General features: G+C 54.7%; 17 protein-coding genes and 1 riboswitch. Of the genes, 15 read left to right on the top strand and 2 right to left on the bottom strand.

The genetic code is table 11. The features are described 5' to 3' along the window. Positions 1 to 323 precede the first annotated feature (323 nt). A riboswitch (cyclic di-GMP riboswitch) is annotated at positions 324 to 401 on the top strand. A gap of 179 nt (positions 402 to 580) precedes the next feature. The 11 genes from C5Y96_RS26635 (at position 581) to C5Y96_RS26585 (ending at position 12,184) form a co-directional block, all read left to right on the top strand. After that, positions 581 to 781 (top strand): Flp family type IVb pilin, encoded by a 201-nt coding sequence (locus tag C5Y96_RS26635; protein WP_105359717.1) that lies wholly within the window; start codon positions 581 to 583, stop codon positions 779 to 781. 342 nt (positions 782 to 1,123) lie between these two features. Further along, positions 1,124 to 1,690: a prepilin peptidase gene (locus C5Y96_RS26630; protein WP_105359714.1), complete on the top strand. Its 567-nt coding sequence runs from the start codon at positions 1,124 to 1,126 to the stop codon at positions 1,688 to 1,690. Positions 1,691 to 1,830: 140 nt separating this feature from the next. Further along, the gene (locus tag C5Y96_RS26625) at positions 1,831 to 2,205 is read left to right on the top strand and encodes a TadE/TadG family type IV pilus assembly protein (RefSeq protein ID WP_233199169.1); all 375 of its coding nucleotides are present in this window, start codon (positions 1,831 to 1,833) and stop codon (positions 2,203 to 2,205) included. A gap of 189 nt (positions 2,206 to 2,394) precedes the next feature. After that, the gene (cpaB, locus tag C5Y96_RS26620) at positions 2,395 to 3,579 is read left to right on the top strand and encodes a Flp pilus assembly protein CpaB (RefSeq protein WP_105359712.1); all 1,185 of its coding nucleotides are present in this window, start codon (positions 2,395 to 2,397) and stop codon (positions 3,577 to 3,579) included. A 60-nt stretch (positions 3,580 to 3,639) separates the two neighbouring features. Beyond that, on the top strand, positions 3,640 to 5,280 hold the full coding sequence (locus C5Y96_RS26615) for a type II and III secretion system protein family protein (protein ID WP_105359710.1): 1,641 nt from the start codon (positions 3,640 to 3,642) through the stop codon (positions 5,278 to 5,280). Positions 5,281 to 5,377: 97 nt separating this feature from the next. Further along, the gene (locus C5Y96_RS26610) at positions 5,378 to 6,625 is read left to right on the top strand and encodes a response regulator (RefSeq protein ID WP_105359707.1); all 1,248 of its coding nucleotides are present in this window, start codon (positions 5,378 to 5,380) and stop codon (positions 6,623 to 6,625) included. 316 nt (positions 6,626 to 6,941) lie between these two features. Continuing rightward, positions 6,942 to 8,261: a CpaF family protein gene (locus C5Y96_RS26605; RefSeq protein WP_105359706.1), complete on the top strand. Its 1,320-nt coding sequence runs from the start codon at positions 6,942 to 6,944 to the stop codon at positions 8,259 to 8,261. 27 nt (positions 8,262 to 8,288) lie between these two features. Continuing rightward, a complete protein-coding gene (locus C5Y96_RS26600; protein WP_105359705.1) occupies positions 8,289 to 9,257 on the top strand; it encodes a type II secretion system F family protein in 969 nt (322 codons plus the stop codon). Between the two features lie 7 nt (positions 9,258 to 9,264). Then, complete coding sequence (locus C5Y96_RS26595) at positions 9,265 to 10,236, top strand: type II secretion system F family protein (protein ID WP_199188809.1); 972 nt, start codon at positions 9,265 to 9,267, stop codon at positions 10,234 to 10,236. Between the two features lie 160 nt (positions 10,237 to 10,396). Next, positions 10,397 to 10,930, top strand: a complete 534-nt coding sequence (locus C5Y96_RS26590; RefSeq protein ID WP_105359704.1) for a hypothetical protein — start codon at positions 10,397 to 10,399, stop codon at positions 10,928 to 10,930. 198 nt (positions 10,931 to 11,128) lie between these two features. Further along, the gene (locus C5Y96_RS26585) at positions 11,129 to 12,184 is read left to right on the top strand and encodes a tetratricopeptide repeat protein (protein WP_105359703.1); all 1,056 of its coding nucleotides are present in this window, start codon (positions 11,129 to 11,131) and stop codon (positions 12,182 to 12,184) included. 4 nt (positions 12,185 to 12,188) lie between these two features. Here the strand turns inward: C5Y96_RS26585 and C5Y96_RS26580 are convergent, their stop codons facing one another. Further along, positions 12,189 to 13,625, bottom strand: a complete 1,437-nt coding sequence (locus tag C5Y96_RS26580) for a hypothetical protein (RefSeq protein WP_146115821.1) — start codon at positions 13,623 to 13,625, stop codon at positions 12,189 to 12,191. A 196-nt stretch (positions 13,626 to 13,821) separates the two neighbouring features. On the opposite strand from C5Y96_RS26580, the gene C5Y96_RS26575 reads away from it, so the two are divergent. Continuing rightward, positions 13,822 to 14,442, top strand: a complete 621-nt coding sequence (locus C5Y96_RS26575; RefSeq protein ID WP_105359873.1) for an RNA polymerase sigma factor — start codon at positions 13,822 to 13,824, stop codon at positions 14,440 to 14,442. A 2-nt stretch (positions 14,443 to 14,444) separates the two neighbouring features. Next, the gene (locus tag C5Y96_RS26570) at positions 14,445 to 14,696 is read left to right on the top strand and encodes a hypothetical protein (RefSeq protein ID WP_105359698.1); all 252 of its coding nucleotides are present in this window, start codon (positions 14,445 to 14,447) and stop codon (positions 14,694 to 14,696) included. Between the two features lie 69 nt (positions 14,697 to 14,765). Here the strand turns inward: C5Y96_RS26570 and C5Y96_RS26565 are convergent, their stop codons facing one another. Next, positions 14,766 to 15,848 carry a hypothetical protein gene (locus tag C5Y96_RS26565; protein ID WP_105359696.1) on the bottom strand — a complete coding sequence of 361 codons (1,083 nt, stop codon included), beginning with the start codon at positions 15,846 to 15,848 and terminating at the stop codon, positions 14,766 to 14,768. 336 nt (positions 15,849 to 16,184) lie between these two features. On the opposite strand from C5Y96_RS26565, the gene C5Y96_RS26560 reads away from it, so the two are divergent. Next, complete coding sequence (locus tag C5Y96_RS26560; RefSeq protein WP_105359694.1) at positions 16,185 to 17,621, top strand: aldehyde dehydrogenase family protein; 1,437 nt, start codon at positions 16,185 to 16,187, stop codon at positions 17,619 to 17,621. A 165-nt stretch (positions 17,622 to 17,786) separates the two neighbouring features. After that, on the top strand, positions 17,787 to 19,142 hold the full coding sequence (locus C5Y96_RS26555; protein WP_105359692.1) for a Gfo/Idh/MocA family protein: 1,356 nt from the start codon (positions 17,787 to 17,789) through the stop codon (positions 19,140 to 19,142). Positions 19,143 to 19,161 lie beyond the last annotated feature (19 nt).

Here is a 19,161-nt window from a genome sequence, read left to right as displayed (position 1 = left end):
ACCCTGAAAACGCCGCCGCGGGATAACGTGAGCGGCGTTTTTCGTGCGTGCGAGACACTTTTGATTATTCGTAAGTACTTGTTTGGCAGTGGTTTAATCGACTCCCATGGAAAATTCTGATTGATTTGCCGAGTTTTTCTAAAGCTCGCAGTTTGACACTCTAGAGAAGTGACATAGGTTTCAGGTGTTCAGGGAGTGCATCGCACAACCTGGATGGCAACCGGATTAGTTGCCGGACATTACTCGTCTCATCTGGAACTCATCAACACCTAATTAGGGAATCGAGTTTCCCGGTGCGCGGGCAAGGTCTGCCGCCAAATGTCCCCCGACAAAGGCAAACTGGTCGCGAGGCCAGGACGCAAAGCCAAGGACCACTTCAAGGTGGTAGCCGGGCTGCCGAAGGGTTGACCACGGACGTTTTCGTCCACTTCCTGATGGCTGTGTATGGGACTGAGGCATCCTTAGAGGACCGCATCCAACCGAGTTTTTGCAGACCAGCGTGATGGATTCGCTATGGTTGGACAGCGGTAGTAAGCATCCTTAGTATTGTGCCGATTTTAGGCAACGTTGGAGAATTCTCATGCAAGGTCTCATCCAGAAGGTACAGAACTTTCTCGTATCGGAAGACGGTCCCACCGCGGTTGAATATGCCGTGATGCTGGCTCTGATCGTCATCGTATGTCTGACCGCTATTCAAGCGATCGGTACCCAGGCGAACGCTACGTTCACCAAGATTGGTACGGACATGCAAACCGCCAACACCACTGGTGGTGCGGTATAAGCCGCCTAACCAAACGACGCGTGTGCCTTACGGCTCACGCGTTTTTTCATGAAGTACTTGAAAAGCCCCGGGGCACCCTATCACGGGGACCAGCGGGGCTTTTCTCTTTTTCGGGTTAGATCGGTTTTAGCGGGAACAACGAATACCGCGCTGCGGAAACCTATTCCGGACAGGCAGAAATCGGCGAAAAAACGGACCTTAGTGGCTTCATGGCTGCCAGGGTGAGCTACTGTTTTGTGCCGGAGCCTGCTGGCAGTGCTGCCGGAAACAAGTCGTGGTATCCCTTAATTTGCGCATTTAGTGGTCGGCCTCGCATAAGACGCGCGAGGTGAGGAGAAAGTCATGGATCTTTTTGTAAGCTTGGCGGAAGCAATCGCACACAATTGGCCCGTCTGGGTCGTTACGTTTACCTTGATTCTGGCCGCTGTCATCGACGGTTTTGAATTGAAGGTCCCCAATTGGATCACCTTCCCCTTTGTTGCCAGCGGCTGGGTCTACAGCTTTTGTGCATTCGGGTTGGAAGGACTGGGCTGGAGTTTGCTAGGCACGGTTGTTGGCCTGCTACTACTACTTCCGGCCTACTCGATCGGCGGCATGGGTGCCGGCGACGTGAAGCTTTTGGCTGGCGTCGGAGCCTGGATGCACGGTACGCACACCTTCTATGCCTTCTGCATCTCGGCGATTGTCGGTGCGGTTCTGGCAGTCGGTATGGTTGCCGTTCGCAAGGCCTGGAAGAAGCACTCGAACAACGCTCGAATCATCCTGAACGAGATCATGACCATTCGTGATCCCAACCAGCTTTCGAGCATCGCAGCAGAGCGTAAGCCAACCATGCTGCTGCTCCCTTACGGTATTCCGATCGCGATCGGAACCATTGGTTACTTCCTCTGGATGGGACTGCTTGTATGAGCCTGACACCTGCTGCATGCACAGACTGCGCAACCGAAACTGTTAATGTAGGCGAAATGAATGGGACTTTGCGTCCTCGACATTTCGGTCTTGATAAGGCATGCCGATTATTCCGATTGAAACGATCAGGGGCGGCGGTAGTGGAGTTTGCCATTGTGGCTCCGCTATTCTTCCTGCTGATTTTCGGAATGATCGAGTACGGTCGCATGGTGATGGTGCAGCAAGTGATTACCAACGCTTCTCGCGAAGGTGCTCGACGAGCTGTCTTAGACGGAGCGACTACCTCCGGGGTTATCTCGGCGGTAAATGAATTCCTGGATTCGGCAGCGGTTGATAGTGGTGCTGCCGACGTCATTGTTTCTCCCGACCCACCTGAGAATGCTGGGTTTGGCGGGGCCGTGACTGTTACCGTACAAATTCCCTTCGCCGAGGTCAGTTGGTTACCGTCTCCCATGTACCTGGGATCGACAACGTTGGAAGCAAAGACCTCAATGCGTAGAGAAACGGTTAAATGATCGTTGATGCAATTTATTCCGATTGTTCGGGAATTGCTAAACGCATTGATCGTCCGACTCAGAACGTTACTTGTGACCTTCTGAACGCAGAGTCCCGATGAAACCCCCTACATCGCAACCGCGATCACAGGGGCTTGAGGAGCTAGCAGAATCACCCGCAGGGAGGCTAGCTGAACTAAGGAAAAGCACATGCGTCCTAAATCACTAATTCTGATCATCATCGCACTCGGGTGCGGGCTGGTTGCCTCGATTGGCATCAGCCAGGTGCTCGAACAGCAAACGGCTCAGCCGGTACCTCAGGTCGAAATGGAGAACATCTTCGTCGCGCTTGAGGACATCGACATCAACGAGCAGATCAAGCCAGAGATGATCAAGCTGGAACCATGGCCAGCAGATAAGATTCCAGAAGGCGCGATTCGTGAACTGGAAAACGTCGAAGAACGTCGTCCTCGTTCGCGTCTGTTCGCCGGCGAAGTCATTTTGGAAGGCAAGCTCTTCGGCTCGGACGAAGACCAAGGTGCCTCCAAGCTGATTCCTAAAGGGTATCGCGTTCACTCGGTTCGCGTAACCGCCGAAAGCTCGGCTTCCGGTTTGATTCTGCCCGGTGACCGCGTTGACGTTCTGGTTTACCTGCAAGTGATGAACCAGAACAACCGCAGCCAAAAGAAGCAAATGACTCGCACGATTCTGACGAACTGCCGGGTGTTTGCTGTGAACGAACAAATTCATCGCGAAACCGATTCGCAAGGCAACTCGATTGCCGCCAAGACGGTCTCGTTGTTGGTGACCCCGAAGCAAGTCGAGATCCTCGTGCTTGCCTCGCGATTGGGGAGCCTGAGCTTGTCGTTGCGTCCGCCAGATGAAAGCGGTGACGACGAAGCCGGCACGACCGACGATGCAACGATTTCGGAACTGCTGGGCATTACCGAGAACGCCGACCCAGGCATGGATGAAAACAAGCCAGCCGAACCGGCTGTGGCCCAAGACAAGAAGCCTTCGGGCGGTGGTTTCCTCGATTTCCTGAAGAACTCGCAAGCTGCTCTCACTTCGCCAACTGTTGGTGCCATGCCGGCTCCGCAGGAACCGGAATGGACAATGGATTTGCTCAGCCCGGATGGCGTGCGTCGTTTTGAGTTCGGCCAGGATGAAGAACTTCCGACGGAAGTGAGCCCAGGCTCCTCCGCGAGCCGGGCCAGCACGATGCGAACCTCGATGCCAGCACCCCTGCCGACCTTGCCACCAGGCTCGGTCGGTCAACCATCGCAGCCTGCGGACAACGGTTCCGCCGACGGCGTGGATATGAAGCCCAGCGATAATGACAGCGACTCCATGCCAGCGGAGTCAGACACAGACTTTGGACCGGACGACGCCTAAACACGTCCAGATTTTTCCACGGATTGGGAAATCGTAATTTCGGCGCAAGGAAGATCACGGATGATTACCAAGTACCGCTTCGCGCGACAACTTGTCACGACTGCAGCCTTGATGATGCTGTCCGCAGTTTGCGGAAGCGTTCAGGCTCAAAACGAGGCCCCCGGCGTCAACTTTCAGGTCGCCAATCCTAACCAGCGGTTGGAGATGATTGTGAACTCCAGCCGCATCTTTACCTTGGATGAGAAGATCCCCAAGGCACAGGTCAACAACCCAGATCTGATTCGGTTGACTCCACTGTCGCCGAACAAGATTCAGGTTTCGGCCCTGAAGCCCGGTGTCACGCAAGTGAACCTCTGGGCCGAAGACGGCACCATCTTCACCGTCGACGTCGTCGTCATCGGTGACGGCCGCGAACTGCAGATGCTTCTGGAAAGTGAATTTCCGAACGCTTCGATCAAGGTTCGTCCCCTGGCCAGCAGCGTGGTGCTCTCAGGCTTCGTCGATCGCCCTGATGCCATCAACCGCATCGTGCTGATGGCTGAAGACTATTACCCGAAAGTGATCAACAATATCACCGTGGGCGGTGTTCAGCAGGTAATGCTGAAGGTCAAAGTTTACGAAGTTTCGCGAACCAAGCTGCGAACGATGGGCTTCGACTGGGCTGCTGTGAGCGGAAACGATTACATCATCCAAAGCGTCAGCGGTATTATCTCGAGCGTCGCTCAGGGTGGTGGCTCGGTCACAACCGCCGGTGCTGAGACGGTCACGTTTGGCGTCATCGGCAACAACAGTTCGTTCTTCGGTTTCGTGGAAGCTTTGCGTCAGAACAACCTGGCCAAGTTGCTCTCCGAGCCGACTATCAACGCTATGAGCGGTCGTCCGGCCAGCTTCCTGTCTGGTGGTGAAGTGCCGATTCAAGTTGCTTCCGGTCTGGGTACTACCTCGATCGAGTTCAAGGAATTTGGTACTCGCGTCGACGTGGTTCCAATCGTCCTGGGCAACGGCAATATACGCCTGGAAGTGCGTCCACTGGTTAGCGAAGTCGACTCCAGCCTGGCTGTCGATGGAACGCCTGGTTTCCGTACTCGCTGGGTCGACACGGCTGTCGAAATGAAGGCCGGTCAAACGTTCGCCCTGGCTGGTTTGATCCAGGAAAAGATCGAAACCTCGAACCGTGGTATTCCTTACCTGGCTGACATCCCTTGGGCCGGTGCTGCTTTCCGCCGCGTGCAAGATCGTCGTAACGAAGTGGAACTGCTGATCATTGTGACTCCAGAACTGGTCGGTCCGCTGAATCCAGGCGAAGAACCTTGTGCACTTCCTGGCACTTCGAGTGGTCCGCTCAACGACACCGAGCTGTACTGGCGAGGTTACATGGAAGTTCCCAACTGTGGTCCTGGGAGCTACGAAACCGGCATGATCGGCCCATCGGGTCCATCTGTGATCGAAGGGGAGCTGATCGAGCAAGGTACTCCGCTGATGGAAGTTCCTTCGCCAACTTCAGCCCGGGCACCGCAGTTCGAGACGAATACCCAGATGCGAGGTGTACACACTCCGTCGGGACGACGAACGACTCCGGTATCGATCCAAGCTAACCCTGGCGTACGGCCATCTTCCGGTCAATCGTCAGTACCGGTTCAACCATCGGGACCAATGCCCTCGATGATCGGTCCGTCGGGCTACGATACGCTCAATTTTTAACACGTTCGCACAATTTGCGTACTAGAATTCCCTCAAACCCATTGAGGGAATTCTTTTCGTATCTAGTTAGTGTCGAGTCAGGAAAGTACGTGTCGCTATGAGCAATGTATTACGAGTCGCCCTTGTCGATCCGAAGGACTCATCGCGAGAATCGTTAAAATCGACACTTCTGGGTATGGACATCGTTTGGCTGGAAGCCGAATGCTCGCGTTACGAATTCTTCGCCGACGTCGTCGGCCAAACCAATCCTGACATCGGCATTGTGGCGATCGATTCCGATCCCGAAAAAGCCATCCGTTTGATTCGTGAAGTGCACGAAAACACGCCGGAGTGCAGCATCCTGGTTATCAGTGGTTCCAGCGATGGCCAGTTGATTCTCAAAGCGATGCGTGCCGGTGCAAAAGAGTTCCTCACGCAGCCGCTGGACATTGAAGATCTGGTTAGTGCCCTGGAACGAATCGGCCATCATCGGTTCGGCAAAGGGGATACCAAGTCGCGCGGATGTAAGGTGATCACAGTCTGTGGTGCAACCGGCGGCGTTGGTTCGACCAGCATGGCCGTCAATCTGGGATGCATCCTGGCCGCGCAAGAGGGCAACAACGTCGCCCTGATTGACCTCGATCTGGCACTGGGGGATAGCGATGTCTTCCTGGACACCATTCCTGATTACACGCTGTTGGACGTTGCACAAAACATTAAGCGTCTCGACTTTAACCTGCTGAAGCGTTCGCTGACGCGTCACAGCAGTGGCCTTTATCTGCTGCCACGTCCGGTGCAGTTGCAGGAAGAAGCCCCAATCAGCCCGGATGACCTGTCTCGCGTGATCGGCCTGATGAAGGCGACCTTCACGCATTTGATCATTGATACCTCGAAGTCGTACTCTTCGCTCGACATCGTCGCGATGCAGGAAGCGAATATCAATCTGATGACCATTCAGTTGGACCTGCCGTGCTTGCGAAACGTGGTTCGTCTGATGATGAGCTTCAGCGAGATTGACGGGCTGAAGGAAAAGACACGCGTCATCGTCAATCGTGTCGGTTTGGACAACGGTGAAATCAGCCTGAAGAAGGCGCAGGAAACGATCGGCAGCGAAATCTACTGGCAGATTCCTAACGAGTACCGCGTGATGGTCGAGGTTCGCAACAATGGCGTACCGCTGATCGAACAGGCTCCTCGCGCGGGTATCACCCAGGCACTGGTCGGATTGGCCGAGTCGCTCTCTGGCGATGCTTCGAAAAAGAATTCCGGTGGAAAGTCCGGCATTGGCCGATGGTTCGGTTTCCTCTCTTCGAAGGGGGAAAAGACCGCAAAGCCAGAAGAATCGGAAGCCCAGGCAGCCGATTAAGATCGCTGCATCAACAAGCGTGGATTATCTCTTGCAATCCGCGAAGGTTATAGCGACCGCACATCCCTTGCGGTTTGCCAATTTCGCAACTTCCTTCCTCTCGCGCAACTTTACGTGAGCTATGTTTTCAGGGACCGTAGCCTGGCATTCGCCTGGAACGGCCCTTGTCTCCTTTTGGGTAGCTCCGTCTATCGATCGATGATTGAAATGAAGCAATCGTCTCGATAGTTCCCTTCGGCTGACTACGGCAACAGGAGACGCGACAAAGCGGTAAGAGCGTCCTTGGCAGCATTTCAGAAGACGAAGGAATCGGATCATGCGATCAGCGGCAACGGATCCTAAAGCATCGAACTCGAAACAAGCAGAATTCGAAAACCTCAAGCGTAAGATCCATGGGAAGCTTGTGGATAAGCTCGATCTTTCGAAGATCGGCGAGTTGGAAGGGGAGGTCCTCCGACGAGAGATTCGCCTGGTGGTTGAACACCTGTGCGATACCGAAGAGACCCTGCTCAATCGCACCGAACGCGAACGCCTGATCGAAGAGGTTCTCGACGAAACGTTTGGTCTGGGCCCGCTAGAGCTTTTGCTGAAGGATCATGGGATCAGCGATATTCTGATCAACGGTCCACACCAGATCTACTGCGAAAAGGGTGGCAAGCTCGAACTGAGCAGTGTCAAGTTTCGCGATAACGAACACCTTCTGCAAATCATTGACCGTATCGTATCGAAGGTAGGCCGGCGCGTCGACGAAACCTGCCCGATGGTCGACGCGCGTCTCCCCGACGGATCGCGTTTCAACGCAATCATTCCGCCGCTTGCCCTTGATGGAGCGGCGGTTTCTATTCGTCGGTTCGGTTCCAACCCGCTGAAGTTGGAAGACCTGCTGAACTACAAAGCATTTACGCCTGAAATGGTGATGCTGTTGGAAGGGGCCATCAAGGCTCGCCTGAATATCATTATTTCCGGTGGTACCGGTTCTGGTAAGACGACGCTGCTGAACACGCTTTCCAGCTTCATTAGCGGTGCCGAGCGTATCGTGACGATTGAAGACGCAGCGGAACTTCAGCTGCAGCAGGAGCACGTCGTGCGGCTGGAAACCCGCCCGCCGAACGTCGAGGGAAAGGGCGGCGTTACCGCGACCGACCTGGTGAAAAACGCCCTGCGTATGCGTCCTGAACGAATCATCATTGGTGAGTGTCGTGGTGCCGAAACGCTCGACATGCTACAGGCCATGAATACGGGTCACGAAGGTTCGATGACCACGATTCACTCCAATACACCGCGTGACGCGATTGCCCGTATTGAAACGCTCATTTCGATGTCAGGCTTTGAACTACCAATCAAAGCAATGCGTCAGCAGATCGCCAGCGCCGTCGACCTGATCATTCAGGCCAACCGTTTGCAAGGTGGTCCGCGACGCGTAACCCACATCACCGAAGTGATCGGCATGGAGCAGGAAACGGTCGTCATGCAAGACATTTATCGTTACGAGCAATCCGGTATTGATGAGACAGGCCGCGCACGTGGTCGCTTCATTTCGACCGGCGTTCGTCCCAACTTCATGGATCGTCTTGAATCGGCGGGCGTTCGCTTGCCGGCCAGTGCCTTCCGTGAACGTATGATGCTCGAAGACTAACCCCGTTACTGAATTAGAGAAGCGATCATGTTGACGCTAGTAGTTCTTATTACGGTTTTCGTAGGTGTAGCCACGCTAGTGGGTGCCGTAGCGATTCTGTTTCGAGGGGACGCCAACCCTGAGATCGAGAGTCGCCTCGAAATATTAACCGGTAAAGGAAAGGCCAATGGTGAAGGAGGCAAGGGTGAGCAGAAAGGCGGCATCACCCGACTCTCCGACGGCAACGATGGTGCCTTGGAAGAGTTCATTGCCAGGTACTTCAACCTACGACTGTTCCTTGACCAGGCCGCCATGGAAACTTCGGTTTCCAACTTTATCCTGCTGACCGCAGGGTTGGCCGGTGCCGGTGCCGTGGTACCGTTCCTGTTGGGATTGCCTTTCTATATCGGCCCAATCCTGGCTGTCATCTTAGGCATCATGCCCTTTGGCTACATTTGGTTTCAGCGGAACAAACGCCTCGCCAAGTTCGGCAACCAACTGCCCGATGCCTTGGAACTGATCGCTCGTGCTTTGCGTGCCGGACATAGTCTCGGTGCTGGTTTTCATCTGGTGAGCGAAGAAATGCTCGACCCGATTGGCAGCGAGTTTCGCAAGGTATTTGAATCGCAAAACCTCGGTGTGCCGTTGGAAGAGGCCATCGTTGATATGACCGAACGCGTTCCGAACCTCGACCTTAAGTTCTTCGGGACGGCCGTTATTCTGCAGCGTCAGACGGGTGGTGACCTGGCTGAAATTCTCGACAAGATCGGCCGGCTCGTTCGTCAGCGTATGGAATTATTCGGGCAAATTCAGGCCCTCACCGGTGAAGGTCGTATCTCCGGTATCGTTCTGTTGGGTATGCCACCGGCACTGTTCATCGTGATGTGGTACTTGAACCCAACGTACGTGATGACACTGTTTACCGATCCCCTGGGTCAAAAAATGTTGGCCGGTGCCATCGTCATGCAATTGATCGGTGCCTGGGTGATTCAAAAGATTATCGATATCAAGGTGTAACCAAGCCATGTTTGATTCCGGTACCAATGGCGTTCTGATCATTGCGGTAAGCGTATTCGGCTTGTTCGCCGCAGGCATCTATTTCCTCGCGGATATGTTGCTGAAGGACAAAAGCCGTGCGGAAGATCGACTGGATGGGTTGAAAGACCCTTACCAGCGCGGTGGACGCAATGGCGAGAAGGGCTCTAAGGGAACTGCTTTGGGCAAAGTGCTGGAGAAGGCCACTCCTTCCTTGGCCAAGCCTTTGCAGCCAACCAACCAAAAAGACGCATTGAAGCTGAAGGACAAGCTTTCGCATGCAGGTTTTCGGAGCGAAGCTGCGCCGACTACCTTCTTGGGCTTGAAGTTTGCCGGATTGATCGCCGGCCTTGTCCTGGGTGGTGGTACATTCTTCGTCCTGGGAGATTTCTCGTTATTCGGCATTTTGAAGGCGGCCATCGTTCTCGGCTTCTTCTTCTATCTGCCAGAACTCGGATTGTGGTATCTCGGCAAGACCCGTAAAGAGCAGATCTTCCGCGGTCTTCCCGACGCCCTCGACTTGATGGTCGTTTGTGTTGAGGCCGGTCTCGGTCTCGATCAGGCCATGCGTCGTGTTGCCGAGGAAATGAAAAAAACCTACCGTGTGATCGCTGAAGAGTTCGGCATGTGTAACTTCCAGTTGCAGATGGGGCGCGCTCGCGTCGATGTGCTGCATGAACTGGGTGCACGAACCGGTGTGGAAGATCTTCGCTCGCTCGCTGCGATTCTGATTCAGGCGGATAAGTTCGGTTCGAGTATCGCCCAAGCACTTCGCGTGCAGAGCGATGCCATGCGAACCCGTCGTCGCCAAATCGCTGAAGAAAAGGCTGCCAAGACTGCGGTGAAGATGATCTTCCCGCTGGTGTTCTTCATCTTCCCTGGCATCTTTGTCGTGTTGGTCGGCCCGGCCGCGATCACGGTGATTCGAGAGATGCTGCCAATGATGGCGGCTAACTCGTAGGCCTAAGTAGAGTTTAACGATTCTACGCGTCGTATCGGCCAAGCCATCCCTTGTGTTGGCTTGGCCGCTCAATGGCCGATGCATTCACTGAATGAACCAAAGCGCTCTCGGTCAGCAGGGGCGCAAGGAACCCCCGAGAACCCACGGAAGGCGGCCACGCATGAAGATCGGCACCCTCTTTACCCAATCCATTTTGGCATCTTTGTTGTTCTGCTCCGTCAGCCAGGCGGGCTGGAACGAATTCTGGGATCGTGCCCACTTGGACTATGCCCGCAATAAGTGCTGGCCATCCCCCTTCATCGAGCAAGATCGCGCTTCGGTAAACAACTACTACGCGCAAATGACCGCTGCCGGCATTCGCTTGCAGAACACACTCAGCGATCACTACTTCGATCAAGAAACCGGCGAACTGACGCGTGCCGGAGTGATGAAGATTCGTGCGATCTTGACCAGCACCGAAGGCCGTCGTGATATTTTCGTCATGCAGGGCTTCACCAAGCAGGAAACGGATGCCCGTATTACTGCTGTCAAAGCTGGCTTGGCCGAATTGGTCGGTAACCCAGAAGCGACACCTATCTACGTGAGCCCAGATCAGCCAGCTGGCCGCGCGGCGGACTACATCGACGACATCTGGCGTCGTGAACGTTCGTCGGTTCCGGTTCCGCGACTGCCAGCATTCAACGGCGGACAGTAAGCCGAACTGAAAACATTCTCATCAATCGCATTAGTCCGCGCACGCGGTTTGCGCAAATTGCTTGAGAAGCAGGGGCAAAATGCCGATGCAATGGATGAAGACAATTCATTGCGGGCACCCTTTTGCTAGCGGGGTGCCTGTGGCCGACCCAACTCAGTGCATGGAGGCAATGGCCCGGATGGGCCCTGCAAGGGATCGATGCAAAAGAAAAACGCCAAACGCGTCTGGATCAAATACGGACGCGACATGATCTGTACCGGCCTCGCATTGCAGGGCTTGTTACTCGCACCTTCGATGGGATATGGGGCAGAGCGTCCCAAGCCCAGCAATCGGCCGAAGCCAATCGCCACCGATAGCGAGGAAGGCAGTTCGTTCCGCTTGATTCAGTTCTCTGATTCCGGAGAATCCGAAGGCTCTGGTTCGATCAGTTCGGCCTTCAAAAAGGCTGGCGATTCGATCTCAGGCTTCTTCACATCGGAACCGCGCCAGCCAAAGGTCGAGAACGACCCGATCAGTCTGTCGAATATGCCGGACGAGATCAACGCCAACGTTTATCTGAGTGCCGCTCGGATGATGGAAAACGCAGGCAACTTCGAGGGTGCCGAACGACAGTATAAGTCGTGCCTGGAGAAGTTTCCCAAGAGCCGCCTTGCCCAGATCAGCTATGCCCGTCTGCTGCATCGTACGCAACGTCTAGACGAGTCGTTGGTGATCTACCAGATGGCTGACAAGGATCATCCCAAGGATCCGACGATTTGCAACGATATGGGATTGTGCCTGGCACGCATGGGGCGAAAGGACGAGGCGATGGCCAAGTTCCATCAAGCGACCCTCGGGGCCCCAGAAGACCCCCGCTATCGCAACAACCTGGCAATGGTCCTGGTAGATTCCGGTCGAGCGGACGAAGCACTCTCGCAACTCGTCTTTGCTCATGGGAAAGCCAAGGGGCACTTCAATTTGGGCTTCTTGCTATATCGTTCCGGTGATCAACAAGGTGCGATCGCCAATTTCGAGGCCGCCTTGCAGGAAGATCCCAATTTGAAACAAGCTACCGATATGCTGCAGCGTATCAGTGGCGAACAAATTGCTGGCCAAGGATCGCGAACGGCTCCGGCACCTCGATCGAACACGATGTTCATTAGCGATCAGCCGCGTGAGACGAAGTCTTCGCCGGTGGTGATTCCGTCGCAGCCTTCGAAGGTTCCACCGGCTCCGGAGATTGAACCTCCGCGACTTCTTCCACCGGTTCGATAACCGGTTATGGCTCGCCAGCGGGCAATTCCGCTCGCTGGCACAACTCGGCAAAGGTGTCCATGATGATGGGCCCCACCTCATAGCTGCAACTGTTGATCTCGCCATACTGAGAGGCCGCTCGTCCATAGGCGTACGGCGGTTCTCGATCCCACTGTCGCTTGGGAAGAATGTAGCCAATCTCATCGTTGGCCAATCCGAGCATCAGATAGGGCTCGTCACCTACTAATTGATCGACATTGGGTTCGAGTGGGGCCGCGGGGAAGTCGACGTGTTGGTCGGGTGGATTCGGTATCTGGCCAGCTACCAGTTCAGGATAGAGTTCGCCGGGAATTCCCAGCAACTTAACCTCTCCCAGCTGAAGCAGGCTGACCTCGGTGACCGCTGCCGCTCGATCGGGACGAAATTCACGCGTGACCTGTTTGCCCCAACTTTCTGGCTGGCCGGTCCACTCGTAACTAACGCGTCGGATGACGTTCAGCGATCGGGCCAAGCGATAGAGCGGGTTGTCGATCGGGATGGCTATTTCCTTGCGGAAGATCCGAAACGGTGTGAGGTCGACCGGCTGCCCAGTCTTGAAAGCCTCGGCAACCGCATCGGCAACCGTGTTGCCGTAGGCTTCGGCGTATTTGAATGTAGTTAACCGAACCGCTGCTGCCTGTTCGTCGACGATCCCGTTAGCTGGGGGTGTCATCAGCCCACCGATGGCCCCACTGACGTAAACCGTCGGGCAGTCGAAGTGTTGCTTCAGTCGCTTATGTGTGAAGCAGGGGAAATCGGCGGTGATGGCTGTGTTTCTAGCCCCGAGCGATTCGGGGTGAGTGGTCCCTTGAACCAAGAGTCCTAGGGTCGACCCATCAACTTGCGAACGAAAACGTATGGCTCGAATTGTGGCGTCGATTACGATTGGTTGGCGCGTATCGTGAACGAGATCGGGGCGGTTAACTTTGGCGAATTCCACGGACACTGGTTGCAGCGTGCTATCGAGCTGCTTGACCAGTTGCACGACCGTTTCCTCAACGCGTTCGTTGTATTTTTCGTCGACGCCTCGTTTGATGAAAGACTCGCCCCAGATGCCGATCGTGTCGGGCCCTTCGTGATTATGCGTGCTGCAAATCACGACGTAGTCGATCTCAGGCAGTTGCTGTCGAATGGTAAGCGTCGATGGATAGGACCAGCCGATCAGGTCTAAGCTGACGATCGCGATCTTGCAATGTCCATCCGAGAGAAGCATGCCGCGGGCAAAGAGGGGATCGTGAACACTTGTCGCAGCTCGTCCTGGGTAATAGCCAGCCATCCAGACTGGCTTGGGACCTTGCACGTCGGGCGTAATTTCGGCGCTGCCAATCGAGAACTGAACGCTATCGGCCAACATGACTTGGCAAAGCAAGCTATTCCCGATTGCCAGGAAAAGCATGGCGAGCGTTATGAAAAATAATCGCACGAGTGGCCGTATCCCTAAGTTAGCGAGAAAAAATCTCAAATTGCCGTGCCCGACCAGATTTTACTCTGGCATCCAAAAGCGAAGAATTCAAGGCCTATTCCCCAAGCCAATATCAAGCAGTCTCGCAACTTGCGTGGAATAAGCCACAATATGGGAACGTAGACGACCATGATGGCATCTGGTATTTTTGGCGATTATGGAAAGCACCGGACCTGAACTGCCGACTAGCGCTTGGAAATCCGAAGAAGAGCTTATCGAAGCTCTCCAGCGGCAAGAGGACGACGCGTACGAATACTTAGTTCGTGCGTACAGTGGTCGTATGCTGGTCGTAGCCAAACGCTTCCTGGGTCAAGACCAGGATGCCCAGGACGCGGTGCAAGATTCGTTTCTGTCAGCGTTTAAAGCGATTGAAAACTTCGAGGGGAACTCGAAGCTTTCGACTTGGCTGCATCGAATTGTGGTAAACGCCTGTTTGATGAAGCTACGCACTAAGAAGCGGAAACCCGAAAAGCCTGTGGAGGATTTGCTGCCCCACTTTGTTTCTGACGGTCATCGTGATCGATCGGAACCCTCGTGGGCAATTACCTTTGACACGGCTGTCCAGAGCCGCGAAACACGAGACCTGGTTCGCCAGCAAATTGAAGAATTGCCGGAAAGTTACCGAACCGTTTTGCTGCTTCGCGACATCGAACAATTAAGTACCGAGGAAACCGCGGCCCGACTCGACATGAGTGTTTCTGCCGTCAAGACGCGGCTGCATCGTGCCCGGCAAGCATTAAAAACTCTGTTGGATCCGCACATGAATAGCGGATACTAACGATGAAATTGACCTGCAAGGAACTATACGAATTCATGGGTGATTACCTCGAAGGTAATTTGCCCGATGACGTGATGTGCGTAATGAAAACGCACCTGTCACGTTGTCCGTGCTGTGAACACTACTTGGAAAACTACCGGACGGCACTGCGTCTGGGGGTTTCGTGCTGCAAAGAATACGCAGAAGACGAAGTCCCGGCCTCGGTTCCGGAGCCGCTGATTCAGGCCATTCTTGAGGCCCGCAAAAAGAAATAGCGGAATCTTCCTGTTTGAAGACTCCGCTAAAATTCATTCTCGTTGGTGATTTCTATTGCCGTCGAATGACTATCCGGCCATTTTTCTGAAGATGGCAATCACCACGACCACGATCAACCCAATCGGAAGGGGAACCTTGTAGTACCAAGGTACGGGCACCGTCTTGGTCGTGCGACCAAACTCGTCGGTCTCGCTGGCGAAAAAGATCCCGCAATGAGGGCAGCGATCGCCCGCCCCGATATTGCCGTAAATCATCTTCTTACATGAACTGCAGGAGCCAGACGGCTGGTTGCCTGAATTGCTACCGCCACCAAAAAATTCGTTTTGGCGGGCGATCATGTCCTGCTCGTTCTGGCGCATTCTATTTTCCATGTCCTGAATCTGCTGAGTTTCGCGTGCAAGAAGCTCGTCCTGTCTTTGCTGTTCGCGTTGTGCTTCCTCTTCGCGCCTGCGTTTCTGTTCCTCAGCGATACGACGAGCCTCGGCCTGCTGCTTCTCGATCTCGCGACGATTCCGCTCGTGCTCCTCTTGCTGCTTCTTGGCGAAATCGTCCATTTCCGGAGGAGCATAGGCTGGCGGCATCGCGGCCTGATTGCCCATACGTGGATCGTAGGGTTGATCGCCACCGCCGGTAATTGGGTTGGTCCCGTTTCCTCCAGCATTGGCTGTCGGCGCTGGAATCTGGCTGTCTTCGCCCCGTTCTTCGAGTTCGCGACGCAGGTAGATCTGGTCTTCATCACTCAAGTCATAGAACGAAACCTTGTGCGACGTTCGACCTTGCAAAAGCACGACTTTGCCCTCGAACATCCGAACATACTTAGCTTTGATCTCGTTGTCGTCTTTGTCTTTCCATTGGCGATAATCAAACAGGTCACTCTTGCGACGGCGACCGGATGAGGATTCCTTGTCCCCCATCTGATCCTTGTGCGAATCGATATACGCTTTATCCTCCGCGCTGAATCGCTCGATCGGGATGGTGAACGACTGCCCGCCAGACTTGATCACCACCTTGCCGTCGCTGGTGACTTCTTCTAGCGAGCCGGAAAGTGTCTTCCCGGACGCATCGGTCCAGGTGCGAACTTCGGCTGCCATGGCGCAGCAAGTAAGTAAACTGATAACAAAGAGCGAGATGGCGAACGTGCTGGCTTTCATAGCGAGCTCCCACCGTAAGCTGGATGAATCACCGTTGCACAAATCTTGCACGGTGTGTGTCGATACTGAACGTTAGAGAAGTTAAACCTCTTCAAGTTCCGAAGTTACCATAGAATTCTGCGGTGGTAACCACGTGATATCCACTCGATTCCTGATGGGCGCAACTACCCAATAGAGGTATCGTGATGATACAAACATAAGTGGTTCGATGTCAAATGTAATTTGTGATTCCGTGAGCGAAAAATGGTCTCATTTACCTCCTCTTGGGGGACAGGCCATCGGATGACATCAGATCACCAAACTTAGTGCTAACACATGCACATTCACGAGGGCTTTATGTCGATTCGTAGTGAATATTCCGCCTATCTTGCCAACCAGCCGATCACCCCCAATTTCGATCTCAGCGTTGAAGACAAGTTTCGCCAAAGCGTCGCCACCAGGGTCCCTCTAGCCGATGCGGCGCTGATGGAACGGGCAATCGCCGCAGCCGACGGGGCAGCACAAGCAATGGCCGAGATGCCGTCGTTTCGCCGTCAGGCGATTCTCAACCACTGCGTTCAACGCTTCGAGCAGCGTAGCGAAGAACTGGCAGTGGCCCTTTGTGTCGAGGCTGGTAAACCAATCGGCGATAGTCGTGGTGAAGTGACGCGGCTGATCGATACGTTTCGTGTCGCCGCCGAAGAGTCGACCAGGATGCTGGGTGAGGTCATGCCGCTGGATATCAGCCCGCGGGCCGAAGGGTATCGCGGTATGTGGAAACGCGTGCCGATTGGTCCTTGTGCGTTTATCACGCCGTTCAACTTTCCTTTGAACCTGGTAGCGCATAAGGTTGCACCTGCGTTGGCGGTTGGTTGTCCATTTGTGCTGAAGCCAGCCAGCAAGACCCCGATCGGCGCGCTGCTGGTAGGCGAGATCTTGGCTGAGACCGATCTACCGGAAGGTGCGTTCTCGATTCTGCCGGCCAGCCGCGATGCAGCGAACCTGTTGGTGACCGACGATCGACTAAAGAAGCTCAGCTTCACCGGCTCGCAAGATGTTGGCTGGGGGTTGAAGGCCAAGGCCGGTAAGAAGAAGGTCACGCTCGAACTGGGGGGCAATGCGGCCTGTATTGTCGACGAGGGGACCAACCTGGAAGACGCCGTGCAGCGGATCGTTTTCGGGGCGTTCTATCAATCAGGCCAAAGCTGCGTAAGTGTGCAGCGGATACTGATCCACCGAAGTATCTACGACGCCACCGTCAAGTTGCTATGCGAGCGGATCGCCAAGCTGAAGGTCGGAGATCCCATGGACAAGGAAACGTTCGTCGGTCCCATCATTTCCCATTCCGATGCGGAAAGGATTGAAAACTGGATCGAGTCCGCTAGAAAGGCTGGTGCCAAGGTACTGGTGGGTGGTAAACGAGATGGGATTCTCGTCGAGCCAACGCTGCTTGCCGATGTCCCCAAAGACGAAAACGTGTGCGCCAAGGAAGTCTTCGGCCCGGTTGCGGTCGTGGCTCCTTTTGATACGTTCGATCAGGCACTCGCGATGGCCAACGACAGCGACTTCGGGCTGCAGGTCGGTATCTTTACGCGTGATATTCAGAAGATCATGAAAGCGTGGGATACCATGGAAGTTGGTGGTGTGATCATCGGCGATGTCCCCTCATGGCGTGTCGATCACATGCCCTATGGTGGTGTGAAAGAAAGTGGGATCGGACGTGAAGGGGTTCGTTTTGCCATGAATGACATGACTGAGATTCGCAACTTGGTCATTCGTTCGGTCCCAGATTAGGGCAGATCTCAATTTCGGGAATTTCATCAAGTCTCTCTTAATTTCGACTGAGGTTCCCCTTATGATGGGTTCTCAGACGATATCTCGTGCCATCTTTGGCTTGAGATGCGCCCTCTACAATCTCGCCGAGATTCCCACCCACGAATCCCACCACAAGGAACTCTCATGACCAAACCCAGGCTCAATCGACGTTCGTTCCTGAAGTCTTCCAGCGCTACCGCCGCTGCAGCATTTGCACTGGGGCCTGTCCTGCATGTCAGCGGGCAAGAGACTGCTTCCAAAGAGAAGTTGAACATCGGAATCATCGGTGCCGGTGGACGCGGTGCTTCCAATACCGGTGGCGTGGCGGGCGAGAACATTTACACCCTATGCGATACCAATCCTGACGTGCTCCAACAGACCAAGTCGCGTTATCCAAACGCGAAGACGTGCAGCGATTGGCGGGAAGTGATCGCCGACAAGCAAGTCGATGCTGTCGTGATCAGCACGGCCGACCATCACCACGCATTGGCATCAATCGCCGCGATGCGTGCCGGCAAGCATATCTACTGCGAGAAGCCGTTAGCTCACACGGTGAAAGAAGCCAGGGCGATGCAAAACGTGTACGCCGAAAAGAAGGGGACGCTCGCAACCCAAATGGGAACGCAGATCCACGCGACTGAGAACTATCGCCGTGTGGTCGAACTGATTGCCGCCGGCGCGATCGGCCCTGTGACAGAAGCGCACGTGTGGTGTAGCCGCACAATCAATCCCGTCGAGCCTGCCGTTCTTCCAGAGCAGTCCGTTCCTGAGGGGTTCAACTGGGATACCTGGCTCGGGCCAGCCGAGATGCGACCCTACAACGAAGCCTATTGGAAAGGTGGCAACCTGAATTGGAATCGCCGCTGGGAATTCGGCAACGGCGTGCTCGGCGATATGGGAAGTCATTTGATCGACTTGCCATTCTGGGCATTGAGTTTGAAGCACCCAACAACGATTCAATCGGAAGGTCCCGCACCTGACACTGTCGCCTGTCCACCCTGGCAGGTCATCACCTGGGAACACCCGGCTCGCGAAGGGAATGCCAACTGGTCGAAACCGACGAAGGTCGTTTGGTACCATGGTCCCGAAGGAATGCAGCGCCGCAGCGAATACCTGCAGCCGTTAGTTGGCAATGACACGACCATCAACCAGTGGGGGATCGGTGTTGCGTTTATCGGCGAGCAGGGCGTTCTGGTGGCTGATTACGGTAAGCTCGTCCTGTCGCCAGGCGATAAGTTCAAAGACTATCCAGCCCCTGAGAATCGCATCGCACCAAGCTTGGGGCACTACAAAGAATGGTTGCATGCTGCCAAGACGGGTGGCGAGTCGCTATGTAACTTCAGCTACTCGGGTGCCCTGATTGAACACAACCTGCTTGGCAATGTGGCCCATCGGGCCGGTAAGAAGCTAGAGTGGGATGCTGAAAATCTTCGAATCACCAATGCCCCAGAGGCTGCCAAGCTGCTGACAAAATCGTATCGTGATGGTTGGGGCATCTAGAGAAACACCTTGATTCACA

Origin of the sequence: Blastopirellula marina (genome assembly GCF_002967715.1) — a bacterium.
Classification (GTDB): domain Bacteria; phylum Planctomycetota; class Planctomycetia; order Pirellulales; family Pirellulaceae; genus Bremerella; species Bremerella marina_B.
The sequence above is the reverse complement of the archived record's forward strand: the minus strand, read 5'-3'. Positions and strand labels throughout refer to the sequence as shown.

Bases quoted from the DNA above. Each gene is read 5' to 3' on its own strand.
- cpaB (WP_105359712.1), top strand. From the start codon at position 2,395: ATGCGTCCTAAATCACTAATTCTGATCATCATCGCACTCGGGTGCGGG.
- C5Y96_RS26565 (WP_105359696.1), bottom strand. From the start codon at position 15,848: ATGAAAGCCAGCACGTTCGCCATCTCGCTCTTTGTTATCAGTTTACTT.
- C5Y96_RS26605 (WP_105359706.1), top strand. From the start codon at position 6,942: ATGCGATCAGCGGCAACGGATCCTAAAGCATCGAACTCGAAACAAGCA.
- C5Y96_RS26610 (WP_105359707.1), top strand. From the start codon at position 5,378: ATGAGCAATGTATTACGAGTCGCCCTTGTCGATCCGAAGGACTCATCG.
- C5Y96_RS26570 (WP_105359698.1), top strand. From the start codon at position 14,445: ATGAAATTGACCTGCAAGGAACTATACGAATTCATGGGTGATTACCTC.
- C5Y96_RS26575 (WP_105359873.1), top strand. From the start codon at position 13,822: ATGGAAAGCACCGGACCTGAACTGCCGACTAGCGCTTGGAAATCCGAA.
- C5Y96_RS26595 (WP_199188809.1), top strand. From the start codon at position 9,265: ATGTTTGATTCCGGTACCAATGGCGTTCTGATCATTGCGGTAAGCGTA.
- C5Y96_RS26590 (WP_105359704.1), top strand. From the start codon at position 10,397: ATGAAGATCGGCACCCTCTTTACCCAATCCATTTTGGCATCTTTGTTG.
- C5Y96_RS26635 (WP_105359717.1), top strand. From the start codon at position 581: ATGCAAGGTCTCATCCAGAAGGTACAGAACTTTCTCGTATCGGAAGAC.
- C5Y96_RS26615 (WP_105359710.1), top strand. From the start codon at position 3,640: ATGATTACCAAGTACCGCTTCGCGCGACAACTTGTCACGACTGCAGCC.
- C5Y96_RS26560 (WP_105359694.1), top strand. From the start codon at position 16,185: ATGTCGATTCGTAGTGAATATTCCGCCTATCTTGCCAACCAGCCGATC.
- C5Y96_RS26600 (WP_105359705.1), top strand. From the start codon at position 8,289: ATGTTGACGCTAGTAGTTCTTATTACGGTTTTCGTAGGTGTAGCCACG.
- C5Y96_RS26585 (WP_105359703.1), top strand. From the start codon at position 11,129: ATGCAAAAGAAAAACGCCAAACGCGTCTGGATCAAATACGGACGCGAC.
- C5Y96_RS26630 (WP_105359714.1), top strand. From the start codon at position 1,124: ATGGATCTTTTTGTAAGCTTGGCGGAAGCAATCGCACACAATTGGCCC.
- C5Y96_RS26555 (WP_105359692.1), top strand. From the start codon at position 17,787: ATGACCAAACCCAGGCTCAATCGACGTTCGTTCCTGAAGTCTTCCAGC.